Below are 23,723 nucleotides of genomic sequence, written 5' to 3'. Positions count from 1 at the left end.
CGTATAATTGCCGACCCTTTGCATTGCGCACGCCAGGACCAGGCCAGTGACCGCCGAACTTGCAACCATCATCGACTTCATCCGCTACGGCGCCAGCCGCTTCTCGGCCGCCGGGCTGACCTTCGGCCACAGCCACGACAACCCCATCGACGAGGCCACCCACCTGGTGCTGGCCAGTTTGCACCTGCCGCCGGACATTCCGCCGGCCTATGGCGCGGGTCGCCTCACCGCCGAGGAACGCGCCAATGTGCTGGCCTTGATCGAACGTCGTGTCAACGAGCGCCTGCCGGTGGCCTACCTCGTGGGCGAGACCTGGTTCGCCGGGCTGAAGTTCAAGAGCGACCGTCGTGCCCTGGTGCCGCGCTCGCCCATTGCCGAACTGATCGAGTCGGGCTTTGCGCCCTGGCTGGACGAACGCCACGTGGAGCGCGCGCTCGACCTGTGCACCGGCTCCGGCTGCATAGGCATCGCGATGGCCGAGTACAACCCGGAATGGCAGGTGGACATCGTCGATGTCAGCGACGACGCGTTGTCGCTGGCACGCGAAAACATCGTGTTCCAGCACGTCGAGTCGCGCGTCGAGGCGGTGAAGTCCGACCTGTTCGAAGGCGTGCGCGGGCGCAGGTACGACCTGATCGTCTCCAATCCGCCCTATGTCACCGAAGAGGAATACGCCGCGCTGCCCGGCGAGTATGCGCACGAGCCCAAGCTCGGCCTTACCTCGGGCGAGGATGGCCTGGACATCTGCCTGCGCATCCTCGACGAGGCTGCCGACCTGTTGACCGACGACGGCTTGCTGATCGTCGAAGTGGGCGAAAGCGAGCATGCGCTGGCCGCGCTGCTGCCCGAGGTGCCCTTCGTGTGGATCGAGTTCAAGGTGGGGCAGATGGGCGTGTTTGCGCTGGAACGCCGCGACCTGGTCGAACACAGGGCGGCGATCCATGCTGCTGCCGTCGCGCGGCGCTGATTCGGTGCTGCTGGAAACGGCCCGCCTGCGGCTCGACAGTCTGCGCGGCGAGGATGCGCAGGCGCTGTTCGCCTATCGCGCCGACCCGTCGGTGAGCCGTTACCAGGGTTGGCGTCCAACTTCCCCCGATGAGACGGTGCGTTTTATCGAGCGCCAGCAAGCGGTGGCGTTCGATACGCCGGACAGCTGGTTCCAGTTCGCCCTGCGCCTGCGCGATAGCGGTGAACTCGTCGGCGACCTGGGCCTGCATTTCGTAAATGCGGATACGGTTGAATTCGGCGTCACCTTGTCGCCGGCCCAACAGGGGCGCGGGTTGGCCGCCGAAGCGGTACGCGCCGTGCTGGCACTGGTGTTCGACTCCCTGAAGCGCCACCGCGTCTACGCTTCGGTCGACCCGCGCAACCTCGCTTGCGTGAAGTTGCTGGAGCGCCTGGGCATGCGCAAGGAGGCGCATTTCCGCGAGAGCTGGCGCGAGGGCGATATCTGGGTGGATGACGTCATCTATGCGATGTTGGCGGGAGAGTGGAGTGCTCGCATGTGAGGTTTTTGCTGCTGTTGGAGAGGTTTCCTCGCGCTCTTGCTGGTAATGGAGCGGTTTGGCCCCGCCGCGCGGCCTGACCGTCCCCGCCTCACCGCCTCCGAGGGAGGGGCGTGGCGAAGCAGCGTGTTCCCGGCGCGCAGAAGCCACGGTCAGAGCAGGACAAAACCAAGCAGGGCAGTGCCAAGCATTCGCGCTTTTGCTTGTCATCCCGGCGCAGGCCGGACAAGCACGTAGTGCGCAGAACGTCCGCAGGCGCCCCGCAGGACGAGCGTGGCGAGTCATTCAGCCGCGACCACGATTATCCAAGCCACGTTGGCACTGGGTGACCAGTCTCGCTAACACAGTTAAGCTGTAAAGCTTGCTTCCACCCGAATGGACGTCCAAACCCCGTGTCCAGCAATTCCTTCGGCAAGCTCTTCACCGTCACCACTTTCGGCGAAAGCCACGGCCCGGCCATCGGTTGCGTGATCGACGGCTGCCCGCCCGGCCTGGCGATCAGCGAAGAAGAATTTCGCCAGGACCTTGATCGCCGTGCCACCGGCAAGAGCCGCCATACCTCGCAGCGACGCGAAGCGGACGACGTGGAGATCCTCTCCGGCGTGTACGAGGGCAAGACCACCGGCACGCCCATCGCGCTGCTGATCCGCAACACCGACCAGCGCAGCAAGGATTACGGCGACATCGCCTCGACCTTCCGGCCGGGGCACGCCGACTACACCTACTGGCAGAAATACGGCATCCGCGATCCGCGCGGCGGCGGGCGCTCTTCGGCGCGGGAAACCACGATGCGCGTGGCCGCGGCGGTGGTCGCGAAGAAATGGCTGGCCGAGCGCCACGGCGTTCGAGTGCGCGGCTATCTTGCCCAGTTGGGCAGCCTTGCACCGTCGGACTTCGATTGGAATGCGGTCGAGCAAAATCCCTTCTTCTGGCCTTGCGCCGAGCAGGTGCCTGAGCTCGAAAAGGCCATGGACGCGCTGCGCAAGTCGGGCGACTCGGTCGGTGCGCGCGTCAGTGTGGTGGCTGAAGGTGTGCCGCCGGGCTGGGGCGAGCCGATCTACGGCAAGCTGGATGGTGACCTGGCGAGCGCACTGATGTCGATCAATGCCGTGAAGGGCGTGGAGATCGGCGACGGTTTCGCTGCGGTTTCCCAGCATGGCAGCGAGCACCGCGACGAAATGCGTTTGGACGGCTTTACGTCCAATCACGCGGGTGGCATCCTTGGCGGCATCAGTACGGGACAGGTCGTGGTGGCCTCGATCGCGCTGAAGCCCACCTCCAGCATCCTGATCCCCGGCCGCAGCGTGAACCTGGCCGGCGAACCGGTGGACGTGGTCACCAAGGGTCGACACGATCCCTGCGTCGGCATCCGCGCCACGCCCATCGCCGAGGCGATGATGGCGCTGGTGCTGATGGACCACGCCTTGCGCCACCGCGGGCAATGCGGCGACGTGGGCATCGTTGCGCCGCGCATCCCCTGAGGCGCCGGCACGCTGGAGTGAGCATGGCAGGCAACAAACCGGTCGTCTGGGTGTCGCGCCCCACCTTCGAGAGCGAGATCGCGCGACTGTGGCCGCATTTCGAAGTGCACGAGGAGTCGCAGGAGGTGAAGTTCACCTCCGCCGAACTGGCGACCAGGCTGGCTGCTTGCGACGCCGCCATCGTGGGCCTGAAGGAGCGCATCGGAGCGGCCGAGCTGGCCGGAGCGAAACGGTTGCGCATCGTCGCCAACCTCGGCGTGGGCTACGACAACCTCGACGTGGCCGCGCTCACTGCGGCCGGCGTCGCCGCCAGCAACACCGCCGACGTGCTCAACGAGAGCGTGGCCGACTACGCCTGGGCGTTGCTGCTGGGTGCCGCGCGACGGATCGGCGCCGCCGAACGCTGGCTCCGCGCCGGGCAGTGGCGGGCCACCGAATTCAGGGGCTGGCTGGGCACCGACGTGCGCGGTCGCACGCTGGGCATTCTCGGCATGGGCCGCATCGGACAGGCCATCGCACGGCGTGCGCAGGGCTTCGGCATGCCGGTGCTCTATCACAACCGTTCGCGCCTGCCCGAAGCCATCGAGCGCGAATGTCGCGCCCGCCTTGTGGACAAGGCCACGCTGCTGCGCGATTCCGATTTCCTGGTGCTGGTGCTGCCGCTGACGCCGCAGACACGCTATGCCATCGGTGCCGCAGAACTGGCGCAGATGAAGCCGACCGCGGTGCTGGTGAACGTGGCGCGCGGCGGCATCGTGGACGACGCTGCGTTGGCGGCCGCCCTGCGCGAGGGTCGGCTCGCTGCCGCCGGCCTGGATGTTTTCGAGGGCGAACCGCATGTGCACCCAGACCTGCGCACGCTCGACAACGCGCTGCTCAGCCCGCATATCGCCAGCGCCACGACCGATACGCGCCGCGCCATGACCGCGGTGGCGGTGGACAATGTGCTGGCGTCTTTCGGTCACGGTCCGCACGCGGGCCATCCGCCGAATCTCCTGAATCCCGAAGCGCTGGCTACGGCCGGCGCGACTTCCCATCCCACCCGAAACTAACCTGACGAGCAGCACCCGATGAGCAAGAAGAGCAGTTACAAGGTTGCGATGGTCGGCGCCACCGGCGCCGTGGGCGAGACGCTTCTCGCCATCCTCGCTGAGCGCAACTTCCCGGTCAGCGAGCTGGTGCCGCTGGCCAGCGAGCGTTCGGCCGGAGGCAAGGTGGAGTTCGCAGGCAAACAGGTGACGGTGAAGAACCTTGCCGACTACGACTTCGACGGCGTGGACATCGCCTTCTTCTCGGCCGGCGGTTCGGTGAGCAAGGCGCATGCGCCGCGCGCCGCGGCGGCCGGCGCGGTGGTGATCGACAACACCTCCGAGTTCCGCTACCAGGACGACATCCCGCTGGTGGTGAGCGAGGTGAACCCCCACGCCATCGCCCAGTACACCACCCGCGGCATCATCGCCAACCCGAACTGCTCGACCATGGGCATGCTGGTAGCGCTGGCGCCGATCCATCGCGCGGTGGGCATCGAACGCATCAACGTGGCCACTTACCAGTCGGTCTCCGGCGCGGGCCGTTCGGGCATGGAGGAACTGGGCAAGCAGACCGCGGCCTTGCTCAATTTCCAGGACGTGGAGTCGAAGAAGTTCTCCAAGCAGATCGCCTTCAACGTGATCCCGCACATCGACGACTTCCAGCCCAACGGCTACACCAAGGAAGAAATGAAGATGGTGTGGGAGACGCGCAAGATCCTGGAGGACGACTCCATTGCGGTGAACCCGACGGCGGTGCGCGTGCCGGTGTTCTACGGGCATTCCGAGGCGGTCCACATCGAGACCCGCGACAAGATCACGGCCGAACAGGCACGCGAACTGATGGAGCAGGCCGAGGGCGTGGTGGTGATGGACGAGCGCAAGGCCGGCGGCTATCCCACCCCGGTGGGCGACGTCGCCGGCAAGGACCCGGTCTATGTGGGCCGCATCCGCGAGGACATCTCGCACGAGCGAGGCCTCGACCTGTGGATCGTCTCCGACAACATCCGCAAGGGCGCGGCGTTGAACGCCGTGCAGATCGCCGAACTGCTGATAGAAGACTATCTGTGAGGCGTGGGGCATGCAGTTGGGTGCTGGCCGGTCTGCTGATAGTGGCTGGGCCGGTCTGCGCACAGACCCATGGGTCTGCGCGTCAGGTGGGGACCGCGGTGGCCAGGCAGCAAGCCGAGGTGCAGCGCTTGCAGAAGGACGTGGCCAAACAGGAATCCGGCAGCCAGGCGGCAGCGGAAAAGCTCAGGCGGCAGGATGCGGAAATCGCCGAATTGCGGCGCCAGTTGCAGGCGGTCCAGCAGGCAAGAGAGGCGGTCGGCAAGGGGCATTGAGCGTCCCCGGGCCGGTCGGGCGTCTTCTCCATTGCTGGAATGCGCGATAGCAATGCGTCGCAAGTCTGCGATCCGCCTATTGTTGATCCGCTTGCATCTAACTAAAGTGCAGCATCGTCCGGCCGAAGCGCCGCCATTGTGGCGGCCTCCCCGGACTCTGCGGCTTGTTCGGGGGAGCACCTGATGAATCGTTCGTTGAAACTGCCCTTGCTGGTGGCTCTGGCTCTTGGCAGCGGCCAGGCGTTGGCCATGGACCTGGGGCAGATCCAGGTCAAATCGGCGCTGGGCCAGCCCTTGCTGGCGGAAATCCCGGTACAGCAGGCCTCGCCGGCCGAGCTGCAGCAGCTCAATGTGCATCTGGCATCGGGTGACGCTTCCACCGGGATTCCCCTGCATTTCGCCGTGGTCGACGGCGGCGACGGCCACAAGGTGATCCGCATCACCAGCGAAACGGCTGTCAACGATCCGTTCCTCGACCTGCTGGTCGAGGTCCATGGCGGCAACGGCAAGAGCGTGCGCGAGTTCACCATCCTGCTCGATCCGCCGGGCAGCAGTCCCGCGCCGCAGCCTGCGCGCGTTGCACACGCGGCGAAGCCGGCTGCAGCACCGCGTCAGGCGAGCAGCGCTGCCGGTACGCCATCGTCGGGGCAGGCGGCCAATGGGCGCTGGACGGTCGAGCGCGGCCAGACCCTGTCCACGGTGGCCCACCAGACGGCGCCGGCTGGCGTCGACGTCAACCAGATGTTGCTGGCGCTCAAGCAGACCAACCCCGATGCGTTCTATCGCGACAACATCAATGCGCTGAAGGCAGGCGCGGTGCTGCGCATTCCCAGCAAGGCCGAGGCCGAGGCGATCGCGATAGCCACCGCTGCCGAGGAAGTGCGTCGCCAGAACGGCGACTGGCGCAGCGGTACGGTGGGCAGCGCGCCGACCAATGTGGCCGATGCGGGTACGCGTGCCGGCACCTCCAGTTCGCCCACTGCGACCGGCGCAACGGGCGACCACCTGGCGCTGGTGCCGGCCAAGCAGGGCAGCAAATCGGCCACCGACAACAGCGACGCCCTGCGCCAGGATCTGCAGCGCAGCAAGGAGAGCCTCGCCACCCTGCAACAACAGGGCGATGACCTGAAGTCGCGCTTGAAGGACCTCAGCGACATCAACAGCAAGAACCAGCGTCTGCTCGCGCTCAAGGACAACGAAATCGCCGAGCTGCAACAGAAGCTGGCCGCGGCGCGCAAGGCGGCTGGTGCGCCGGCCGAGCCGGCGAACGCGGCGACGGCGGCAACTGCGCCAGCCGCCGCTGCACCGAAGACCGCGACCGCTCCGGCCAGCATCGCCCCACTGCCGACGGCACCGGCCGGCAGCGCGACAGCGGCCACGCCGGCGGCAGCGCCTGCCGCCGCCGCAACGGCACCCGCGGCGAGCAAGCCCGTACAGGCAGCCGCCCCAGCCAAGGCCGAATCCGTCAAGGCAGCGCCGGCCAAGCCGGCCGCCAGCAAACCGGTGTCGTCCGACGACGAGCCCTGGTACTCGCAGCTCTGGGCAGAGGTGGCAGGTGGCGTCGTCGTCCTGCTGCTGGTGCTGTGGGCCTTGCTCGGTCGCCGCAAGGCGAAGCCTGCGTCCTCGTTGCCGAAGCTGGCGCCGTCGCTGGCCGATCGCTTTGGCTCGGAGCCGCTGCATGACGCCGACGACGTCGACCAGAACCTGCTGCTCGATCAGCTGGCCGAGCATCCCGACGACATCGGCCTGCACCTGGAGCTGGTCAGCTTGTACTACGGTCGCCGCGACATCGACCATTTCGAGGCGGCAGCCGAGGCCATGCATGCCCACGTTTCCGACCCGCAGCAGGAGGAGTGGCAGCAGGTAGTGCGCATGGGCGAGGACCTGGTGCCTGGCCATCCGCTGTTCGCGCACCATGATGGCGCGTCGACGGAAGAACATGAGGCCCACCACGGTTTCGACATCGACCGTTATGCCGCCGAGCCCGTCGCGGCGCCCGCGCCGGCCGGCCCGCCGCCGATGCCGACCAGCCCGGTCAAGGTGAGCGAGTACAACTTCAACTTCGACCTCACGCCTCCGCACGAATCGGCGGCCAAGCACGTCGACGACACCAAACCCGCCGACGAGGCCAAACCGGTCGAGCAACATGCCGCCGCGGACGAAGATGCGACGGTGGTGAGGTCGAGCTGGCAGTTCGACGAGCCGGAGGCCGAACTGCAGCCCGCCGGCCATGATATCGAGTCGCGCGATTTCAGCGACGATCCGGCGGACACCAAGCTGGACCTGGCGCGTGCCTACCTCGACATGGGCGATCCCGAAGGCGCCCGCGCCATGCTCGAGGAAGTACTGCACGAGGGCAGCCAGATGCAACGCGACGTGGCCAAGCGCCTGCTCGACGACCTGCACTGATAGTTTCACTGCATTGGTAAAGCACGAACGGGCCGGCTATGCCGGCCCGTTCGTGCTTGAGGAGTGCGGCCATGGATGGCCGCCCGTTTGATTTTCGCGACCTGGGATGGTCGCGAATGATTGAGGAGTGTGGCCACGGCTGGCCGTCCGTTTGATTTTCGCGATCAGGGGCGATCGCAAGGAAGATGCCTGTTACGCTCTCCGCTTTGAATCGACAGCACGATCCATGCGCATCGCCCTGGGCATCGAATACGACGGCACCGACTTCCTTGGCTGGCAACGCCTCACCCATGGCAGCACGGTGCAGGGCGCGTTGGAACAGGCTTTGTCGAAGGTCGCCGCGCAGCCGGTCGAGGTGACCTGCGCAGGGCGAACCGATGCGGGTGTGCACGGCCGCTGCCAGGTGGTGCATTTTGACGCGCCGGTGGAACGCGAGATGCGCGGCTGGTTGCTCGGCGCCACTTCCAACCTGCCGCACAGCGTGGCTGTGCTGTGGGCGCAGCCGGTGGCGGAGGATTTCCATGCGCGCTTTTCCGCCCGCAGCCGGCGTTACCGCTATACCGTCCTGAACCGGCAGGTGCGTGCGGCGCTGGACGCGCGTTATGTCACCTGGGAACGCCTGCCGCTGGATGCCGCTCGCATGCATGCCGCCGCACAGGCGCTGGTGGGCGAACACGATTTCTCCGCGTTCCGCGCAACCTCATGCCAGGCCGCCCATCCGCGCCGTTGTGTGCTGGCGGCAGGCGTGCGGCGCGAGGGCGAGCAGGTGATCGTGGAGATCGAGGCGAATGCCTTCCTGCACCACATGGTGCGCAACATCGTCGGATCGCTGCTGCCGGTGGGGCGTGGCGAGCAGCCGGTCGAATGGGTTGCCGAGCTGCTGGCTGGCCGCAATCGCGAAGTAGCCGGGCCTACCGCGCCATCATCGGGCCTGACCTTCCTCGGCCCGCGTTACGAAGCGCACTGGGGCCTGCCTGCGGAGGTATCGCAATGACCCGCATCAAGTGTTGCGGCATGACCCGCACCGAGGACGCCTTGCTCGCTGCCCGGCTGGGCGCGGATGCGATCGGCCTGGTGTTCACCGCGCGCAGCAAGCGGCGGGTGGCGCTGGAACAGGCGCGGGCGATCCGCCAGGCCCTCCCGCCGTTCGTGGATGCCGTGGCCTTGTTCATGGACGACGAGGCTGCCCTGGTCGAGGAAGTCATCGCGACGGTGCAGCCCGATCTGCTGCAGTTCCACGGCGGCGAGGCCGACGACTGGTGCGCGCAGTTCAGGCGCCCGTACCTCAAGGCCATCGCAATGGGCGAGGGCGCTGCGGCGTTGCCGCGCCTGCACGACTACCCTCGCGCCGCCGCGCTGCTGCTGGACGGCCATGTCGCGGGCGAAGCCGGCGGCAGCGGCAAGGCATTCGACTGGTCGCTGCTGCCGCGTGGCCTTGCGCAGCCGGTGATCCTTGCCGGTGGCTTGCATGCGGGCAACGTCGGCGCGGCGATACGTGCGGCGCGGCCATGGGCGGTGGACGTGGCCAGCGGCGTGGAGTCGGCGCCGGGCATCAAGGATGCCGGCAAGTTGCATGATTTCATCGCGGCGGTGCGCGCCGCGGACGAAGGGGAAGGCTAGCCATGAGCGAAGGTTCCAGCACGGTGCCGACACCGACCGCGATGGAGGAGTGCCGGGTCGACGCCGATCATCCGTTCGATCCGCGCATCCTGGTCGATCGGGATCGGCCGCTGGTGATCCGTGGCCTGGTGCGCGATTGGCCGCTCGTGAAGCTCGGGCTGCAGTCCGACACCGCCTTTGCGCAGCGGCTGGCCGAGCTGGACAACGGCACCGACGTCAGCACCCTGATGGTGGCGCCGGAGGCCGACGGCATCGTCGGCTACTCGGCGGACCTGGGCGAGATGAACTACCAGCACTTCAAGGTGCCGGTAACCATGGGCCTGCAGCGACTGGCCAGCTACAGCCGGCGGGAGAACGCGCCGGCGCTGGTGATCCAGAGCGCGCGCGTGCGCGAATGCCTGCCGGGCTTGCTGGAAGACCACCAGCTGCCGTTCCTCGATCCCTCGGTGGAGCCGCGCCTGTGGGTGGGCAACAAGGCCACCACACCCACCCATTTCGACTCGATGCGCAACATCGCCTGCGTGCTGTGCGGCGCGCGGCGTTTCACCCTGTTCCCGCCCGAGCAACTGCCCAACCTCTACATCGGTCCGCTGGATTTCGCGCCCACCGGCGCAGCAATCAGCCTGGCGCGACTGGACCGGCCCGATGACCCGCGCTATCCGCGCCTGAAGCAGGCGCTGGCCGCCGCGCAGGTGGCCGAACTCCACCCCGGCGACGCGATCTACATGCCGCCGCTGTGGTGGCACAACGTGGAATCGCTGCAGCAGCTCAACGCGTTGATGAACTACTGGTGGAGTCCGGTGGACGTGCCCGGCTACAACTCCGGCTACGCGCGCGCGGCGCTGTTTCATTGCCTGCTGGCCTTCCGCGAACTGCCTACGGCGGAACGGGAGCAGTGGCGCAGGCTGCTGGACTATTACGTGTTCGGCGGCGAGGAAACCGTGGCGCACATCCCCGAGCATCGCCGTGGCGTGCTGGGGCCGCAGACGCCGGAGGTCGTGGAGAAGCTGAAGGAGGGGGCGCGGCAGAATCTCTGACAGCGCCGTTTCACGCCTCAGCCAATTCGTGGCGCAGCCAGTCCGCCAGCGCCGCGAACCGTGCATCGTCGGTGCGCCGTGTTGAAACCAGCGCCCAGCGCGCGGAGGTTTCGCGAAACCCCCACGGTGCAAGCAGCCGCCCGCTGGCGAGGTCGTCGGCCACCAGTGGCTGCGGCGCGATGGCCACGCCCAGCCCCGCTGCCGCGGCTTCCAGCAGGAAGTAGAGATGGGGCAGGGCCTGGGCCTGCTGCAATGATTCGGGCGGCAGGTCCATGGCGCGCGCCCATTCCGGCCACGCCTGCGGGCGCGAGGCGGTATGCAGCAGCGGTTCGTCGCACAGCGCGCTGGCGGGCAGCTCGCGCAGACGGTCGGCGCCGGGATAGCGCGGGCTGAGCACGGGTCCGATACGTTCCGGCGCCAGCTCATGCACCTGCCAGCCGCTGGGCCACGGCGGCGCGGCCAGCAACAGGGCAGCATCCACGTTGGCCAGATGGTCGACCACAGGTTCTTCCTGCACAGCCAGATGCAACGTCAGTGCAGGGAGATCGTGGCGCAGGCGCTCCAGTCGCGGAATCACCCAGCGCGCGAGCACACTGCCGGAACAGCCGAGAACGCAGGCCGCGGCAGCGCGCTTATTCCGCAACTGCAGCCAGCCCTCGCGCAGTTGCCCGAACGCGGTGCTGCACTGTTCGCGCAGCTGCTGGCCTATCGCGGTGAGCGCGACGCCACGCCCTTGCCGGGCGAATAACGGCTGGCCCAGAGCTTCTTCCAGCGCGCGGACCTGCCGGCTGACGGCCCCATGAGTGACGTGCAATTCCTGTGCGGCAAGGCTCATGCTGCCCAGCCGCGCGGCAGCCTCGAAAGCACGCAGGGCATTCAGCGAAGGCAGGTCGCGATCCGACATGCTGTGAGTCTAGCTCAAGTATCGAGGCGATCTTTTCGCTTTTTCATGGGAAGCCAAGGCGTTAAGGTGTGAGCCTGTCGCCGTGCTTCCTTTTGGAGTTCCCATGCCCGAGATCCGGGATTTCCACGCTTTCCCCGACGCCCAAGGTCGCTTCGGCCAGTTTGGCGGCAGCTATGTCGCCGAAACCCTGATGGCGCCGCTGGCTGAACTGACCGAGGCCTACCTGCGCCTGCGCAAAGATCCGGCCTTCGTCGCCGAGCTTGATCGCGACCTCACGCATTACGTGGGCCGGCCCAGCCCGGTGTATTTCGCCGAGCGGTTGACCAGGCACGTGGGCGGCGCGCGCATTCTGCTCAAGCGCGAGGACCTGAATCACACTGGCGCGCACAAGATCAACAACACCGTGGGCCAGGCGCTGGTAGCGCGGCACATGGGCAAGACCCGCATCATCGCCGAGACCGGCGCAGGCCAGCATGGCGTGGCCAGCGCCACGGTGGCAGCGCGGCTGGGGCTGGAATGCGTGGTCTACATGGGCGCCACCGACATCGAGCGGCAGAAGATCAACGTCTACCGCATGAAGCTGCTAGGCGCCGAAGTGGTGCCGGTGACTTCCGGCTCGAAGACGCTGAAGGACGCGCTGAACGAGGCGATGCGCGACTGGGTCACCAACGTGGCCGACACCTTCTACATCATCGGCACCGTGGCCGGGCCGCACCCGTATCCGCTCATGGTGCGCGACTTCAACGCCATCGTCGGCCGCGAGGCGCGCGCGCAGCTGCTGGAGCAGTACGGCCGCCTGCCGGATGTACTCACTGCCTGCGTGGGTGGCGGCTCGAATGCTATCGGCCTGTTCCATGCCTTCCTCAACGATCGCGACGTTCGCATCGTCGGCGCCGAGGCAGCGGGCGAGGGCATCGCCACCGGCCATCATGCGGCGTCCCTGGCCGCCGGCCGGCCCGGCGTGCTGCACGGCAACCGCACCTATGTGCTGTGCGACGACGACGGCCAGATCACCGAGACGCATTCGGTGTCGGCGGGCCTGGACTACCCAGGCGTCGGCCCCGAGCACGCCTTCCTCAAGGACGCGGGGCGCGCCGAATACGTGGGTGTCACCGACGACGAAGCGCTGGAGGCGTTCCACCTGCTGGCGCGCACCGAGGGCATCCTTGCAGCGCTGGAATCCAGCCATGCGGTGGCGCAGGCGATCAAGCTGGCGCGCGAGTATCCGAAGGACGGCATCGTGCTGTGCAACCTCTCCGGTCGTGGTGACAAGGACGTGCACACCATCGCGGCGCGTGAAGGAGTGCAGGTATGAATCGCATCGACCGTCGTTTTGCGGCGCTGAAGTCCGCCGGCCGCACCGGCCTGATTCCCTTCGTTACCGCCGGCGATCCGTCGCCCGGACATGCGGTGGCGCTGATGCACGCACTGGTCGAATCCGGTGCCGACGTGATCGAGCTTGGCGTGCCGTTCTCCGATCCGATGGCCGATGGCCCGGTGATCCAGCACGCCAGCGAGCGTGCCATCGCCAAGGGAGTGGGCCTGGGCGACGTGCTGGGCTGGGTCACCGAATTCCGCCGGCGCGATGCCGATACGCCGGTGGTGTTGATGGGCTATCTGAACCCCATCGAGATCCACGGCTATGCGCGCTTCGCGGCGGAAGCCGTGCAGGCCGGCGTCGACGGCGTGCTGCTGGTGGACTGCCCGCTGGAAGAGTCCGAAGTGCTGGCGCCGCTGCGCGCGGCCGGTCTCGCGCAGATCCTGCTCGCCGCGCCCACCACGGCGCCGGACCGCTTGTCGAAACTGTGCGCGGCGGCCGAGGGCTTTCTCTACTACGTATCGTTCGCCGGCATCACCGGCGCCGCGCGATTGAGCACCACGGATATCGCGGCGCGCGTGGCGGACGTGCGTGCGCATGCGAAGGCGCCGGTGGCCGTCGGCTTCGGTGTGCGCGATGCGGAAAGCGCGAAAGCCATTGCCGCTTTCGCCGATGCGGTGGTGATCGGCAGCGCGCTGGTGGAGCGGTTGGCGGGCGCGGCTTCGGTGGATGAGATTGCCGAACGCGTGCGTGCGTTCCTGCAACCCGTACGGGATGCGCTCGACGCGCGTTGAGTTGCGTTCTTCAGCGACTTTTCTGTGCACGATGGACGATCTCGAGAGTCACTTCGGGCTCCGCTGAAGGAGCGCACCACACGCCGGCGTCCGGTGCTTCCAGCGATCTCGGCTAGAATGCGCGCTTCACTAGAGGCATCGCTATGAACTGGCTGCAGAAAATCATGAACCCGCGTGCGCACACGCAAGGCTCCGGTGCAGGCAAGGGCAAGGTGCCCGAGGGCGTGTGGGAGAAGTGCGCAGGCTGTGGCTCGGTGCTGTACAAGCCGGAGCTGGAGCGCAACCTGATGGTCTGCCCCAAGTGCGGGCACCATCACGCCATCCGTGCCCGCACGCGCCTGCTCGCGTTGTTCGACGAAGGCTCCACGCAGGAACTGTGGCCGAGCATGGAGGCCACCGACCCACTCAAGTTCCGCGATTCCAAGAAATACCGCGAGCGCATCGTCGCCTCGCAGAAGAGCAGCGGCGAGAAGGACGCGCTGGTCGCGATGAACGGCCGCCTGAAGGGCCGTCCGCTGGTCGCTACCGCATTCGAGTTCGGCTTCGTCGGCGGCTCGATGGGATCGGTGGGCGGTGAGAAATTCGCCCGCGCGGGCGAGCGGGCGCTGGCCGAGAAAAGTGCGCTGGTGTGCTTCGCCGCCAGCGGCGGCATGCGCATGCAGGAAGGCCTGTATTCGCTGATGCAGATGGCCAAGTCCTCCGCCGTGCTGGCCAAGCTGCGCGATGCCGGCGTGCCCTACATCAGCGTGCTGACCAATCCGTCCACCGGCGGTGTCTCCGCCAGCCTGGGCATGCTGGGCGACATCAACATCGGCGAACCGAAGGCGCTGATCGGCTTCGCCGGCCCGCGCGTGATCGAGCAGACCGTGCGCGAAACCCTGCCCGAAGGTTTCCAGCGTTCCGAGTTCCTGCTGGAGCACGGCGCCATCGACATGATCGTCGACCGCCGCGAGATGCGCGACAAGCTCGCCGACCTGCTCAACCTGCTGGAAAAGGCGCCGCGCGCGGCGTAACGACGGCTTCGCAACCGATGACGCCGCCTGCGGGCGGCGTCGTTCGTTTCGCGGGGAAGGGCGTTTGACCTCGGTCGTGATGATGATGAGACGTTGGGCTCGCGTCCATTCGCTTGCGCTGTTCGCGCTCATGTTTTTGGCCACGACTGGAAAGGCCAGCGCGGCTGCGCGCGAGTCACTGACGCTGCAAACGCCGACCGGAAGCGTGCTGGTCGAGTGTTTCGCCGATAAGGCGGATTTCGCGTACCCGACGGTCCTCGTGCTGAGTGGCAGCAAGGGGTTCTGGTCGCCGGCTTATGAGGAGATCGGGCGAGCGCTTCGCAGCGAGGGTTTGCGAGCTTGCCTGGTGCACTTCCTTTCCCCGAAGGATGTGAGCGCCATCGGCCGTGCGGGTAGCTCCGATGCCCGCGAGCGCTACTACGCCAAACACCAGTCCGGATGGATCGCAACGATCCGTAGCGTAGCGACTTACTACCATGCGCAGTCTGGGCATGCTGGAAAGGTCGGACTGCTCGGGATATCGCTTGGAGCGGAGATGGCCTTGGCGGTCTCGGCCAACAGTACGGACATCGACGCGCTTGTGATTGTCGATGGCGGATTCCCGGAGGGTTACACAGACCCTGTGCATGCCTTGCCACCGCTCCGTCTGATATGGGGCGACGGGGATAAGACCTTTCCCTTGGCGGTGGGAGCAGGACTCAAGCGAATGGCGAGGCGTCTGGGCGACGAGGCCGACTTCGATATCTACAAGGGCGGACATGCCTTTTTTCTCGATGCGGCAACACCACAGGCCTGCGCGGCTCATTTGAACGCAGCCCGCTTTTTCGCATCGAGGCTGTAGCGAGGCCAGGTTTCCCCGGCTGCGCGGTGTTTTCCACAGTCAATGTGGATGCCTGCCGAACAAAGCTGTGGACAAGCCGTGTTCACGGCTTTGGCAACAGATACTTGGCACGCATTGACGAATTTCTGCGCAAGCCTTTGCGCGTTTTCCACAACAAATGTGGAAGCACATGGGCATAGCCTGTGGATAGGTGGCGCAAGTGCTTGAGCGCACAGTGGTGCGCGACGCGATGCGCAGATTTTGCTCAGACAAGCATGGTCATGGCGTGCACCAGCCACAACGACAGTGTGCCAAGCGCACCGCCGATGCCGATCGCAGCGAGCACGTCGCTGGGGTAGTGCAGGCCGAGGATGACACGCGATGCGGCGACCAGCGTGGTGAAGGTCAGCAGCAGCGGTGCCAGCAGCGGGTACCAGGCCAGCGCCACCATGGTGAAGCCCACCGCCTGCAAGGTATGGCCGGAAGGGAAGCTGAATTCGTCCAGCGGCGGCACGTGTGCGATCACGCCGGGGCAGGCGCGGAAAGGGCGCGGCCGGCGCGTGTACCGTTTCAGCAGGCGATACAGCTGCAGGGCAGCAATGCCGGTGGCGGCCATGTGCGCGGCCGCGAACAATCCGCGCCGTCCCTCCAAGACGGCCAGGGCCAGCATCAGCGCGTACCAGAACATGCCGTCGCCGAGCCGGCTGACGGTGCCGAAGAACACGCCCACTGCGCGGCGCGTGCCCCAGCGGTTCGCCGCCACGCAGACGCGACGGTCGAAGGCAACGGTTCTAGGCATGGACGATGACGGCATGATGCTCATGGCGCTGCTCCTCAGCCAGTTCTCGCAACAAGGACTCGAATTCGCGGATGACCTGATCCGGCGACAGGCGCGCCATGCTTTCGTGCGCGCGGCGGCCCATGTGGCGGATCAGCCCGGGGTTGCCGGCCAATGTGGCGGTGGCGGTGACGAATGCGTCCGCATCGGCGGGCGTGATGCAGTAACCGTTGTAGCCGTCGCACAGGTGCTCGCGTGCCGCGCCTTCGCGATAGGCGATCACCGGCACTCCGCAGGCCAGCGCTTCAAGGATCACGTTGCCGAAGGTCTCGCTGAGACTTGGGAAAGGGAACAAGTCCGTGCTGGCGATGTGCCGCGCCAATGCTTCGCCACGTTGGGTGCCGGCGAAGACGAAATCCGGGTTCGCCGCCTGCAATGCAGCGCGCGCAGGGCCGTCGCCCACCCACACGAAGCGCATGGCGGGCAGTTGTTGTTGCGCAGTACGGAAGGCCCGCACAGCCAGCTCGAGGTTCTTCTCCGCTGCGATGCGGCCCACATACAGCATCACCGGTGTGCCGGCGTCGACGCTCCATTGCGCGCGCAGCGACGGATCGCGCTGCCCGGGATGAAACAGTTGCGTATCCACAGCGCGGCGCAGCAGGCGTGCATTGTCCACGCCGAGCGAGGCGAGCTCCTGTGCCAGCGCTTCGGTGGGCACGAGGGTGGCGGCGGCGCGGCGGTGGAAGCGGCGCAGGTGGCCGCGCACCAGCGGCGTGAGCCAACGCAGGCCGTAGTGGCTGGCATAGCTGTCGAAGCGCGTGTGGAATCCGGAGGCGACCGGGATGCGCAGGGCGTTCGCCACGCGCAGCGCCGAACTGCCCAACGGGCCTTCGGTGGCGATGTAGATGGCGTCCGGGCGTTCCAGCGACCAACGCTCGCGCAGGGTCCGTCCTGCGGGCAGGCCGAAGCGCAGGCCAGGGTAGCGGGGCAGGGCCGCGCCACGGGCGAACACGGTTTCGAAATGGGCATCGGCGGCACTCGGGCACGCCTGACGCGGACGCACCACTTCGACTGTATGCCCGCGTGCCACCAGACCGGTGGCGAGACCGTACACGGTGAGCGCGACGCCATTGATCTCCGGTAGCCAGGTTTCGCTGACGATGCCGATGCGCATGACGGTTGCTCTCGCGTGACCTGCGCACAGCTTCGCGCCGCGGCTTTGCGCAAGGGTGGCGAATACATGACGGGCGGATGACGGTCGCGGTTTTCAGCGGCCGAAGTACACCGCTATCCCGAGTCCGGCTTCCCACTCGGGCGCAGCGCCATCGAGGCGATGGCGCATGCTGGCATCCAGTTGCACGCGTGGCGTAAGCATCCATGCCAGGCCCGCGCCGGCGCGGCTGCCTTGGCCAACGCCGGACACGTCCATCACGCCGAATTCGACGTAGCCGCTGAATCTCGGCGTGAAGGCGTAACCATCGCTGACGGCGAGTTGGCGGCTGTCGTGGCCGCCGCTGCGCACGTTTTCCAGGTACAGCGCGAGGCCATTGCGTTCGTCCAATTGCCAGTTGAACTCGGTGCCCAGCAGGTACTGGCGGCGCGGGTTGCGGAAGTCGCTAGCGCCATCAGTGAATTCGATGCTGCCCAGCAGCCCCCAGCTGAAGTTGCCGCGTGCGGGCGGGGCGAATTTCAGCGCCAAGGTGCTGTCGCCGCGTCCGTAGTCGACCGCATCGCCTTGGCTGAGTCGGTTGTAGGAGCTGCCGAATTGCAGTTCCAGCGATTGACCGATACCCAGCCGCAGCAGGCTGTCGGCGGTGTATTGCGCGCTGTCGCCGCTGCTGGCACGGGCGAGACTCCAGTCCGGCAGACCTTGTTCCAGCGTGATGTCGCCGGCGCCCAGCACGACCGGAGTGAAGCCGAGACCGGGACGGTCGTAACCGGGGTTGTCCAGCGCTGACGCAGTCGAGACAAATCCCGCCAGCAGCAATGACGGCACGCCGAGCCAGCTGCGGTATCGGCTAAAATCCATGGTTTCTCCGCGCCCCCCAGTACATTCCATGACCGTCCGCACCCGTTTTGCCCCCAGCCCCACCGGTTTCCTGCACATCGGCGGCGCACGCACCGCCCTGTATTGCTGGCTGGAGGCGCGGCGCCGCGGCGGCGAGTTCCTCTTGCGCATCGAGGATACCGATCGCGAGCGCTCCACCGACGAAGCGGTGCAGGCAATTCTCGATGCTATGGCATGGCTGGGTCTTTCCGCCGACGAGGCTCCGGTTTACCAGACCCAGCGCCTGGCCCGCTACAAGGAAGTGGCCGCACGCCTGCTGTCCGAGGGCAAGGCGTACTACGCCTACGAGAGCAAGGAGGAGATCGAGGCGATGCGCGAGGCGGCGATGGCGAAGGGCGAGAAGCCCCGCTACAACGGCCATTACCGCGACCGAAACGAGCCGTACCGCGAGGACCCGAACCGCGTGATCCGTTTCAGGAACCCGCTGGAAGGTTCGGTGGTGTTCGAGGACAAGGTGAAGGGCCGCGTGGAGTGGGCCAATGCCGAGCTGGACGATCTCGTCATCTTCCGCTCCGACGGCTGGCCCACCTACAACTTCGCCGTGGTGGTGGACGACATCGACATGGGGATCACCGAAGTGATCCGCGGCGACGACCACGTCAACAACACGCCGCGCCAGATCAACATCTACCACGCGCTGGGCGCGCCGGTGCCGGAATTCGCGCACCTGCCGATGATCCTCGACAAGGAGGGCAAGAAGCTCTCCAAGCGCACCAACTCGGTGAGCGTGATGGAGTACCGCGAGGAGGGCTACCTGCCACATGCCATCCTCAATTACCTGGTACGCCTCGGCTGGTCGCACGGCGACCAGGAAATCTTCTCGCGCGAGGAGATGACCAGGCTGTTCGATGTCGCCGACGTCAACAAGGCCGCCTCGCGCTTCGATACCGAGAAGCTCAACTGGCTCAACCAGCACTACCTCAAGACCGACGATCCGGCGGCGCTTACGCCCGAATTCGCCTGGCACCTGGCGCGTGCCGGCATCGATGCCGTGCACGGTCCGCAGCCTGCCGACGTGATCGTGGCCTTGCGCGACCGCGTACATACGCTGAAGGAAATGGCCGAGCGCGCGAAGATCTGGTACGGCCCCGTCACCGACTGGGACGACAAGGCTGTCGCCAAGCACCTGAAGAACGACGGCGCGGTCGCCGTGCTGGAAGCGGCGAAGACGCTGCTGGCCGGGGTGGAGTGGCGGCCCGAGCCCATCCATCAGGTCATCGAGCAGATGGCTGCGAGGCTGGAGCTCGGCATGGGCAAGATTGCCCAGCCGCTGCGCGTGGCGATCACCGGCACGCAGGTATCGCCGTCCATCGACCATACCCTCTATCTTTGCGGCCGCGACGAGGCGCTGCGGCGCATCGACCATGCGCTGACGCTGGCGCGCGGCTGAAACAGACGGCCTGGGCAGGCACCCCATGGACGAACTGCTTGCCCGTGCAACGCATGGCGTCGACCCGAATTCTCCGGGTGCGTTCTGGCAGGTTTTCCTGAACCTGTGGGCGATGGTGCCGTGGACTGCGCTGTTCTGGTGGAACCTCGCATTCGTGGCGGTGGGGGCGCTGTTGGGCTGGTGGCGCGGGCGCCTGTGGGAAGGCGTCGCCTGGGCCTGGTTTCTGGGGCCGATCGGCTGGCTGGTGATCTGCCACCGCCCCCGCGCCAAGCCCCGGGTCGAACCGCCTCCGCTGAGACGCTGACCCGTCACATTGCGCGCAGCGTCGGGCATGTATGATCCCTCGCAAGGAGAATCCACTTGGCCCATGAAGCCGCTGGCAAGCCGCACGCCCATCATTCGCATCCGCACGACGCGAAGGGTTTCGTGCGTGAGGTCGCGCATGTCAGCGAGGAACGTGGCCTGCGGCTTACCCCGCTGCGCATGGAAGTGCTGGAGCTGGTCGCCGCCGCCGAGAAACCGGTGAAGGCTTACGACCTGCTCGACCAGCTGCGCGAACGCCACGGCAATGCGGCGCCGCCCACGGTGTACCGTGCGCTGGATTTCCTGCTGGAACAGGGCTTCATCCACAAGCTGTCGTCGATCAATGCCTTCGTTTCCTGCCATCATCCGGCCGAGGCGCACCAGGTGCCGTTCCTGATCTGCGACGTCTGCTCTGGCGCCGAGGAAGTTTGCGACCAGCGCGTGGCCGAGCTGATCGAGGCGCAGGCCAAGGTGCTTGGTTTCCGCGCCCAGGCACAGACGCTGGAAGTGCATGGCGTCTGCAAGCGTTGCCGCAAAACCTGAAGCCGTCCCGGTCGCCAGCGGACGCGGTCGCTTGTGTGGTGTCGATGTTATAAAGTAACATTTCGGATATGGACAGGATCGAAAGCTCCGCCAATAACGACGGCTTGCTGCTGCACTCGGGTGACGCGGGTGCCGTCGTCGTGGGCGGGGCATCGAAGTCCTCGCGCTGGTGGCAGCTTGCCGACCGCGTGGGCGCCGCGGCTTCATTCCTGTGCGCGATCCACTGCGCGCTGTTGCCATTCGTACTTACCGTATTGCCGCTGCTCGGGCTGGGTTTCCTGGCGGGGCATCGTTTCGAACGCGACTTCGTGATGTTTGCCGCCTCGTTGGCGCTGTTTGCCCTGATCGGCGGTTATCGCCGGCACCATCAGCCGCTGTCGCTGTTGCTCGCCGTGCCAGGGTTGCTGCTGCTGCTGCTCGGCGTCGTCTGGGTGTCGGAAGAGCGGCACATCATCGTGCACAGCGTGATGGTGACCTGCGGTGGGCTGCTGGTGGCCTCGGCGCACTTCATGAACCTCTATATCGACCGCCGGCATGTGCATGCAGTAGCGCATGTGCACGGCGCGCAATGCGTGCATTGAGTTCCGGCTGACCGCCAAGCGTGGCATGCGCGGCCTGCAGTATCCCGACGGTTTCGGCTACACCGTTTCCGGCCGAGCGGTATTGGAAATCCGCGCGGTGATTGTGTGCGGTGATTGTGTAACGCGGCCGGCGTTTCCTAGCATTTGCGAATGAGCAACGTGCATCCCTGCAAACACGATCACCCGAGTCCTCACGCTGTCGATGCGCGTGATCACCGGCATGACCATTCGGCGCATGCCGACCCGCGGGGCCGCAAACTCCTGCTCGCCTTCGCGCTGACCACCATCACGATGCTGGCGGAGGTGGTCGGTGGCCTGTGGTCGGGCTCGCTGGCGCTGCTTACCGACGGTGGCCACATGATGGTGGACGCGCTGGCGCTGCTGATGGCCTACGTCGGCGCGCGTCTTGCGCTGCGGCCAGCCGATGCCCGGCGCAGCTACGGCTACGGGCGCATGGAGGTTCTGGTCGGCTTCGTCAACGCCATCAGCCAGTTCGTGCTGGTCGGCTGGGTGGCGTGGGAAGCGACCCAGCGGCTGCTGCACCCGGGCGAGATCCTGTCGGGCATGATGCTGGCAGTGGCCATCATCGGTCTGCTGGTGAACGTGCTGGTGCTGCGCAGCCTGCACGGACACTCGCACGACGACGTGAACCTGGCCAGCGCCAACCTGCATGTGCTGGGCGACCTGCTCGGTTCGGTGGCGGCGGTGCTGGCGGCGCTGGTGGTCCGTTGGCTGGGTTGGCTCTGGGCCGATCCGGTGCTGTCGTTGCTGGTGGCCGTGCTGATCCTCGGCAGCGCCTGGCAGTTGCTGCGCCGTTCCGCGCACATCCTGCTCGAGGGCGTGCCGGACGGCATGGACTGGACCGAGCTGGAAGCCGCGTTGAACGGTGTCGATCCGGCGATCAGCGGCGTCCATCACCTGCATGTGTGGCAACTGGCTTCCGGTTCGCGCATGGCCACTCTGCATGCCGAATTGCATGACCCGGCCGATGCCGCGCAGGCGCTGCGCGCAATCAACCGGTTGCTGCAGGAACGCTTCGGCATCCAGCACGTTACCGTGCAGATCGACCCCGAGGACTGCCTGGACCCGCCCCGGGGTTGTGCCGGCCATGGCCACGGTTGAGCCTGGCGCGGGCGGCTATGGTGCCGTCGCCGGCACTGCTATCATGGCAGGCCATCATGTTATTCCTGAGGAGATTCCCATGGGCAAGGGTGATCGCAAGACCCGTCGTGGCAAGACCTACCGTGGCAGCTACGGCAATACCCGCGTGCACGGCGCCCAGCCGGCGGTGGTTGGCGCCAAGCCGACCGTGACCAAGCCGGCTGCCGCAAAGAAGGCTGCGCCGAAGAAGAAGTCGGCCTGAGCCGCTTTCGCCGCGCATCACGAAGAACCCCGCCTTGTGCGGGGTTTTTTGTGGGCGCGTTCCCGGCCCGGAGTCGTTGGCGCAAGTGAGTGGTGACGCTTCGCTGAACAAGGGGCAGGCCCAACGACTTGCGCCGGGCATCTTTGCTACCTACAATGGCGATCCAATGTACTAACGCATTAATACATTATGAAACGTCGATCGCTGGATCCCGAGACGCCCGTCGAGTCGGCCGAACTCAGCCTGTGCCAGGCGCTGCTGTCGCTGAAGGACGCGGATGAGATGAATGCCTTCCTCCGCGACCTGTGCACGCCGGCCGAACTCGAAGTGCTGGTGGACCGCTGGCGCGTGGTGCCCTTCCTGCTGGACGGGGTGGCGTACCGCGAGATCCACGAGCGCACCGCGGTGAGCATCACCACCATCGGCCGGGTGGCGCGCTTCCTCAACCAGGGCAATGGCGGTTATCTCGCTGCCGCGGCGCGGGCGACGCGTCGCCGTGCCACAACGAAGAAGGAACGCGCATGAAACCCCGCGACCGTTTGCGCATCGCGATGCAGAAATCGGGCCGGCTCACCGAGCCGGCGCTGGAGCTGCTCAAGCGTTGTGGCCTCACGTTCCGGCAGAGTCGCGACAAGCTGTTCTGCTTCGGCGAAGGCGAGCCGGTGGATTTGCTGCTGGTGCGCGACGACGACATCCCCGGCCTGATCGCGCAGGGCGTGTGCGAACTGGGCATTGTGGGGCGCAACGTGCTCGACGAGTTCCGCCTCACGGCCGGCCGCGAGAGCGAGCCACTGGCCGAGTTGCGCCCGCTGGGTTTCGGCCGCTGCCGGCTTTCCATCGCCGTGCCGCAGGAGTTCGATTACAGCGGGCCCGCGCAACTGGCCGCCCGGCGTATCGCCACTTCGTACCCGGGGCTGCTGGGCGCATGGTTGCGCGAGCATGGGGTTGAAGCCGGCGTGGTGACCCTGGCCGGCTCGGTGGAAATCGCGCCGAAGCTCGGCACCGCGGACGCGATCTGCGACCTGGTGCAAAGTGGCGGCACGCTGGTGGCTAACCAGTTGCGCGAGGTCGATGTGTTGCTGGAAAGCGAGGCGGTGCTGGCTGGCCCGCAGAACATGCCCGCCGACGAGCGCGGCGATCTGATCGCGCTGCTTCTGAAGCGGTTGGATGGTGTGATCCAGGTGCGCGAATCCCGCCTGCTGCTGCTGCAAACCCCGCGCGCCGCGCTGGATGCGGTGACCCGGTTGCTGCCCGGTGGTCCGCAGCCGACCTTGCTGCCGGTGGCCGGCCAGCCTGACCAGCTGATGCTGCAGGCGCTGTGCGCGGGCGAGGTGAGCTGGCGCCAGCTGGAGGAGATCAAGAAGGCCGGTGCGCGCGAGATGTTCGTCCTTCCCGTCGAGAAAATGCTTGCATGAAAGGCCGGCT

The 23,723-nt window shown here is 66.6% G+C and carries 26 protein-coding genes; 22 read left to right on the top strand and 4 right to left on the bottom strand.

Features of this window, described 5'->3' with window-relative positions; translation table 11 throughout:
- Positions 1-46: 46 nt before the first annotated feature.
- The 10 genes from prmB (at position 47) to IHE49_RS11030 (ending at position 10,423) form a co-directional block, all read left to right on the top strand.
- The gene (gene prmB / locus IHE49_RS11075; protein WP_192157807.1) at positions 47-967 is read left to right on the top strand and encodes a 50S ribosomal protein L3 N(5)-glutamine methyltransferase; all 921 of its coding nucleotides are present in this window, start codon (positions 47-49) and stop codon (positions 965-967) included.
- Positions 942-1,508, top strand: coding sequence for a GNAT family protein (locus tag IHE49_RS11070; protein WP_225578371.1), 567 nt, complete (start codon positions 942-944; stop codon positions 1,506-1,508). Before prmB ends, IHE49_RS11070 begins: the two co-directional genes overlap by 26 nt.
- 389 nt (positions 1,509-1,897) lie before the next feature.
- Positions 1,898-2,986, top strand: a complete 1,089-nt coding sequence (aroC, locus tag IHE49_RS11065) for a chorismate synthase (protein WP_192157805.1) — start codon at positions 1,898-1,900, stop codon at positions 2,984-2,986.
- Positions 2,987-3,009: 23 nt separating this feature from the next.
- The gene (locus tag IHE49_RS11060) at positions 3,010-4,038 is read left to right on the top strand and encodes a D-glycerate dehydrogenase (RefSeq protein WP_192157803.1); all 1,029 of its coding nucleotides are present in this window, start codon (positions 3,010-3,012) and stop codon (positions 4,036-4,038) included.
- An 18-nt stretch (positions 4,039-4,056) separates the two neighbouring features.
- Positions 4,057-5,085: an aspartate-semialdehyde dehydrogenase gene (locus IHE49_RS11055; protein ID WP_192157801.1), complete on the top strand. Its 1,029-nt coding sequence runs from the start codon at positions 4,057-4,059 to the stop codon at positions 5,083-5,085.
- 128 nt (positions 5,086-5,213) lie between these two features.
- Positions 5,214-5,357, top strand: a complete 144-nt coding sequence (locus tag IHE49_RS11050) for a hypothetical protein (RefSeq protein ID WP_192157799.1) — start codon at positions 5,214-5,216, stop codon at positions 5,355-5,357.
- 183 nt (positions 5,358-5,540) lie between these two features.
- Positions 5,541-7,766, top strand: a complete 2,226-nt coding sequence (locus tag IHE49_RS11045) for a FimV/HubP family polar landmark protein (RefSeq protein ID WP_192157797.1) — start codon at positions 5,541-5,543, stop codon at positions 7,764-7,766.
- Positions 7,767-7,992: 226 nt separating this feature from the next.
- Complete coding sequence (gene truA, locus IHE49_RS11040) at positions 7,993-8,760, top strand: tRNA pseudouridine(38-40) synthase TruA (protein ID WP_192157794.1); 768 nt, start codon at positions 7,993-7,995, stop codon at positions 8,758-8,760.
- The gene (locus IHE49_RS11035) at positions 8,757-9,386 is read left to right on the top strand and encodes a phosphoribosylanthranilate isomerase (RefSeq protein ID WP_192157792.1); all 630 of its coding nucleotides are present in this window, start codon (positions 8,757-8,759) and stop codon (positions 9,384-9,386) included. The genes truA and IHE49_RS11035 overlap by 4 nt, the downstream gene beginning before the upstream one ends.
- 2 nt (positions 9,387-9,388) lie before the next feature.
- Entirely contained in the window at positions 9,389-10,423 is a 1,035-nt protein-coding gene (locus tag IHE49_RS11030) for a cupin-like domain-containing protein (RefSeq protein ID WP_225578370.1), read from the top strand.
- 10 nt (positions 10,424-10,433) lie between these two features.
- On the opposite strand, the gene IHE49_RS11025 is transcribed toward IHE49_RS11030, so the two are convergent.
- Positions 10,434-11,327, bottom strand: a complete 894-nt coding sequence (locus tag IHE49_RS11025; RefSeq protein WP_192157790.1) for a LysR family transcriptional regulator — start codon at positions 11,325-11,327, stop codon at positions 10,434-10,436.
- Positions 11,328-11,430: 103 nt separating this feature from the next.
- Here IHE49_RS11025 and trpB point away from each other — a divergent pair, with 103 nt between their 5' ends.
- The 4 genes from trpB (at position 11,431) to IHE49_RS11005 (ending at position 15,293) form a co-directional block, all read left to right on the top strand.
- Entirely contained in the window at positions 11,431-12,642 is a 1,212-nt protein-coding gene (gene trpB / locus IHE49_RS11020; RefSeq protein ID WP_192157788.1) for a tryptophan synthase subunit beta, read from the top strand.
- Positions 12,639-13,439 (top strand): tryptophan synthase subunit alpha, encoded by an 801-nt coding sequence (trpA, locus tag IHE49_RS11015; protein ID WP_192157786.1) that lies wholly within the window; start codon positions 12,639-12,641, stop codon positions 13,437-13,439. The genes trpB and trpA overlap by 4 nt, the downstream gene beginning before the upstream one ends.
- Positions 13,440-13,582: 143 nt before the next feature.
- Positions 13,583-14,452 carry an acetyl-CoA carboxylase, carboxyltransferase subunit beta gene (accD, locus tag IHE49_RS11010; protein ID WP_192157784.1) on the top strand — a complete coding sequence of 290 codons (870 nt, stop codon included), beginning with the start codon at positions 13,583-13,585 and terminating at the stop codon, positions 14,450-14,452.
- 64 nt (positions 14,453-14,516) lie between these two features.
- Positions 14,517-15,293, top strand: a complete 777-nt coding sequence (locus tag IHE49_RS11005) for a dienelactone hydrolase family protein (RefSeq protein WP_225578369.1) — start codon at positions 14,517-14,519, stop codon at positions 15,291-15,293.
- 244 nt (positions 15,294-15,537) lie between these two features.
- Here IHE49_RS11005 and IHE49_RS11000 read toward each other — a convergent pair whose 3' ends face one another.
- The 3 genes from IHE49_RS11000 to IHE49_RS10990 form a co-directional block, all read right to left on the bottom strand.
- A complete protein-coding gene (locus tag IHE49_RS11000) occupies positions 15,538-16,086 on the bottom strand; it encodes a phosphatase PAP2 family protein (RefSeq protein ID WP_192157831.1) in 549 nt (182 codons plus the stop codon).
- Positions 16,064-17,224 carry a glycosyltransferase family 1 protein gene (locus IHE49_RS10995; protein WP_192157782.1) on the bottom strand — a complete coding sequence of 387 codons (1,161 nt, stop codon included), beginning with the start codon at positions 17,222-17,224 and terminating at the stop codon, positions 16,064-16,066. The genes IHE49_RS11000 and IHE49_RS10995 overlap by 23 nt, the downstream gene beginning before the upstream one ends.
- Before the next feature lie 93 nt (positions 17,225-17,317).
- Positions 17,318-18,079, bottom strand: a complete 762-nt coding sequence (locus IHE49_RS10990; RefSeq protein WP_192157781.1) for a transporter — start codon at positions 18,077-18,079, stop codon at positions 17,318-17,320.
- Positions 18,080-18,107: 28 nt separating this feature from the next.
- Here IHE49_RS10990 and gltX point away from each other — a divergent pair, with 28 nt between their 5' ends.
- From gltX to hisG, 8 genes are all read left to right on the top strand, one after another.
- Positions 18,108-19,508: a glutamate--tRNA ligase gene (gene gltX / locus IHE49_RS10985; protein WP_192157779.1), complete on the top strand. Its 1,401-nt coding sequence runs from the start codon at positions 18,108-18,110 to the stop codon at positions 19,506-19,508.
- 25 nt (positions 19,509-19,533) lie between these two features.
- The gene (locus IHE49_RS10980) at positions 19,534-19,812 is read left to right on the top strand and encodes a hypothetical protein (protein WP_192157777.1); all 279 of its coding nucleotides are present in this window, start codon (positions 19,534-19,536) and stop codon (positions 19,810-19,812) included.
- Between the two features lie 56 nt (positions 19,813-19,868).
- Positions 19,869-20,354 carry a transcriptional repressor gene (locus tag IHE49_RS10975; RefSeq protein WP_192157775.1) on the top strand — a complete coding sequence of 162 codons (486 nt, stop codon included), beginning with the start codon at positions 19,869-19,871 and terminating at the stop codon, positions 20,352-20,354.
- A gap of 68 nt (positions 20,355-20,422) precedes the next feature.
- The gene (locus tag IHE49_RS10970) at positions 20,423-20,935 is read left to right on the top strand and encodes a MerC domain-containing protein (protein WP_192157773.1); all 513 of its coding nucleotides are present in this window, start codon (positions 20,423-20,425) and stop codon (positions 20,933-20,935) included.
- A 150-nt stretch (positions 20,936-21,085) separates the two neighbouring features.
- Positions 21,086-22,057: a cation diffusion facilitator family transporter gene (locus tag IHE49_RS10965; protein WP_192157771.1), complete on the top strand. Its 972-nt coding sequence runs from the start codon at positions 21,086-21,088 to the stop codon at positions 22,055-22,057.
- Between the two features lie 79 nt (positions 22,058-22,136).
- Positions 22,137-22,298 (top strand): 30S ribosomal protein THX, encoded by a 162-nt coding sequence (locus tag IHE49_RS10960; protein WP_077483554.1) that lies wholly within the window; start codon positions 22,137-22,139, stop codon positions 22,296-22,298.
- Positions 22,299-22,487: 189 nt separating this feature from the next.
- Complete coding sequence (locus tag IHE49_RS10955) at positions 22,488-22,823, top strand: YerC/YecD family TrpR-related protein (protein ID WP_192103839.1); 336 nt, start codon at positions 22,488-22,490, stop codon at positions 22,821-22,823.
- On the top strand, positions 22,820-23,713 hold the full coding sequence (gene hisG / locus IHE49_RS10950) for an ATP phosphoribosyltransferase (protein ID WP_192157770.1): 894 nt from the start codon (positions 22,820-22,822) through the stop codon (positions 23,711-23,713). The genes IHE49_RS10955 and hisG overlap by 4 nt, the downstream gene beginning before the upstream one ends.
- The last annotated feature ends 10 nt before the right edge of the window (positions 23,714-23,723 follow it).

It is taken from the genome of Rhodanobacter sp. 7MK24 (assembly GCF_014842995.1).
Classification (GTDB): domain Bacteria; phylum Pseudomonadota; class Gammaproteobacteria; order Xanthomonadales; family Rhodanobacteraceae; genus Rhodanobacter_A.
This window is presented reverse-complemented; position numbering and strand designations above follow the sequence as displayed.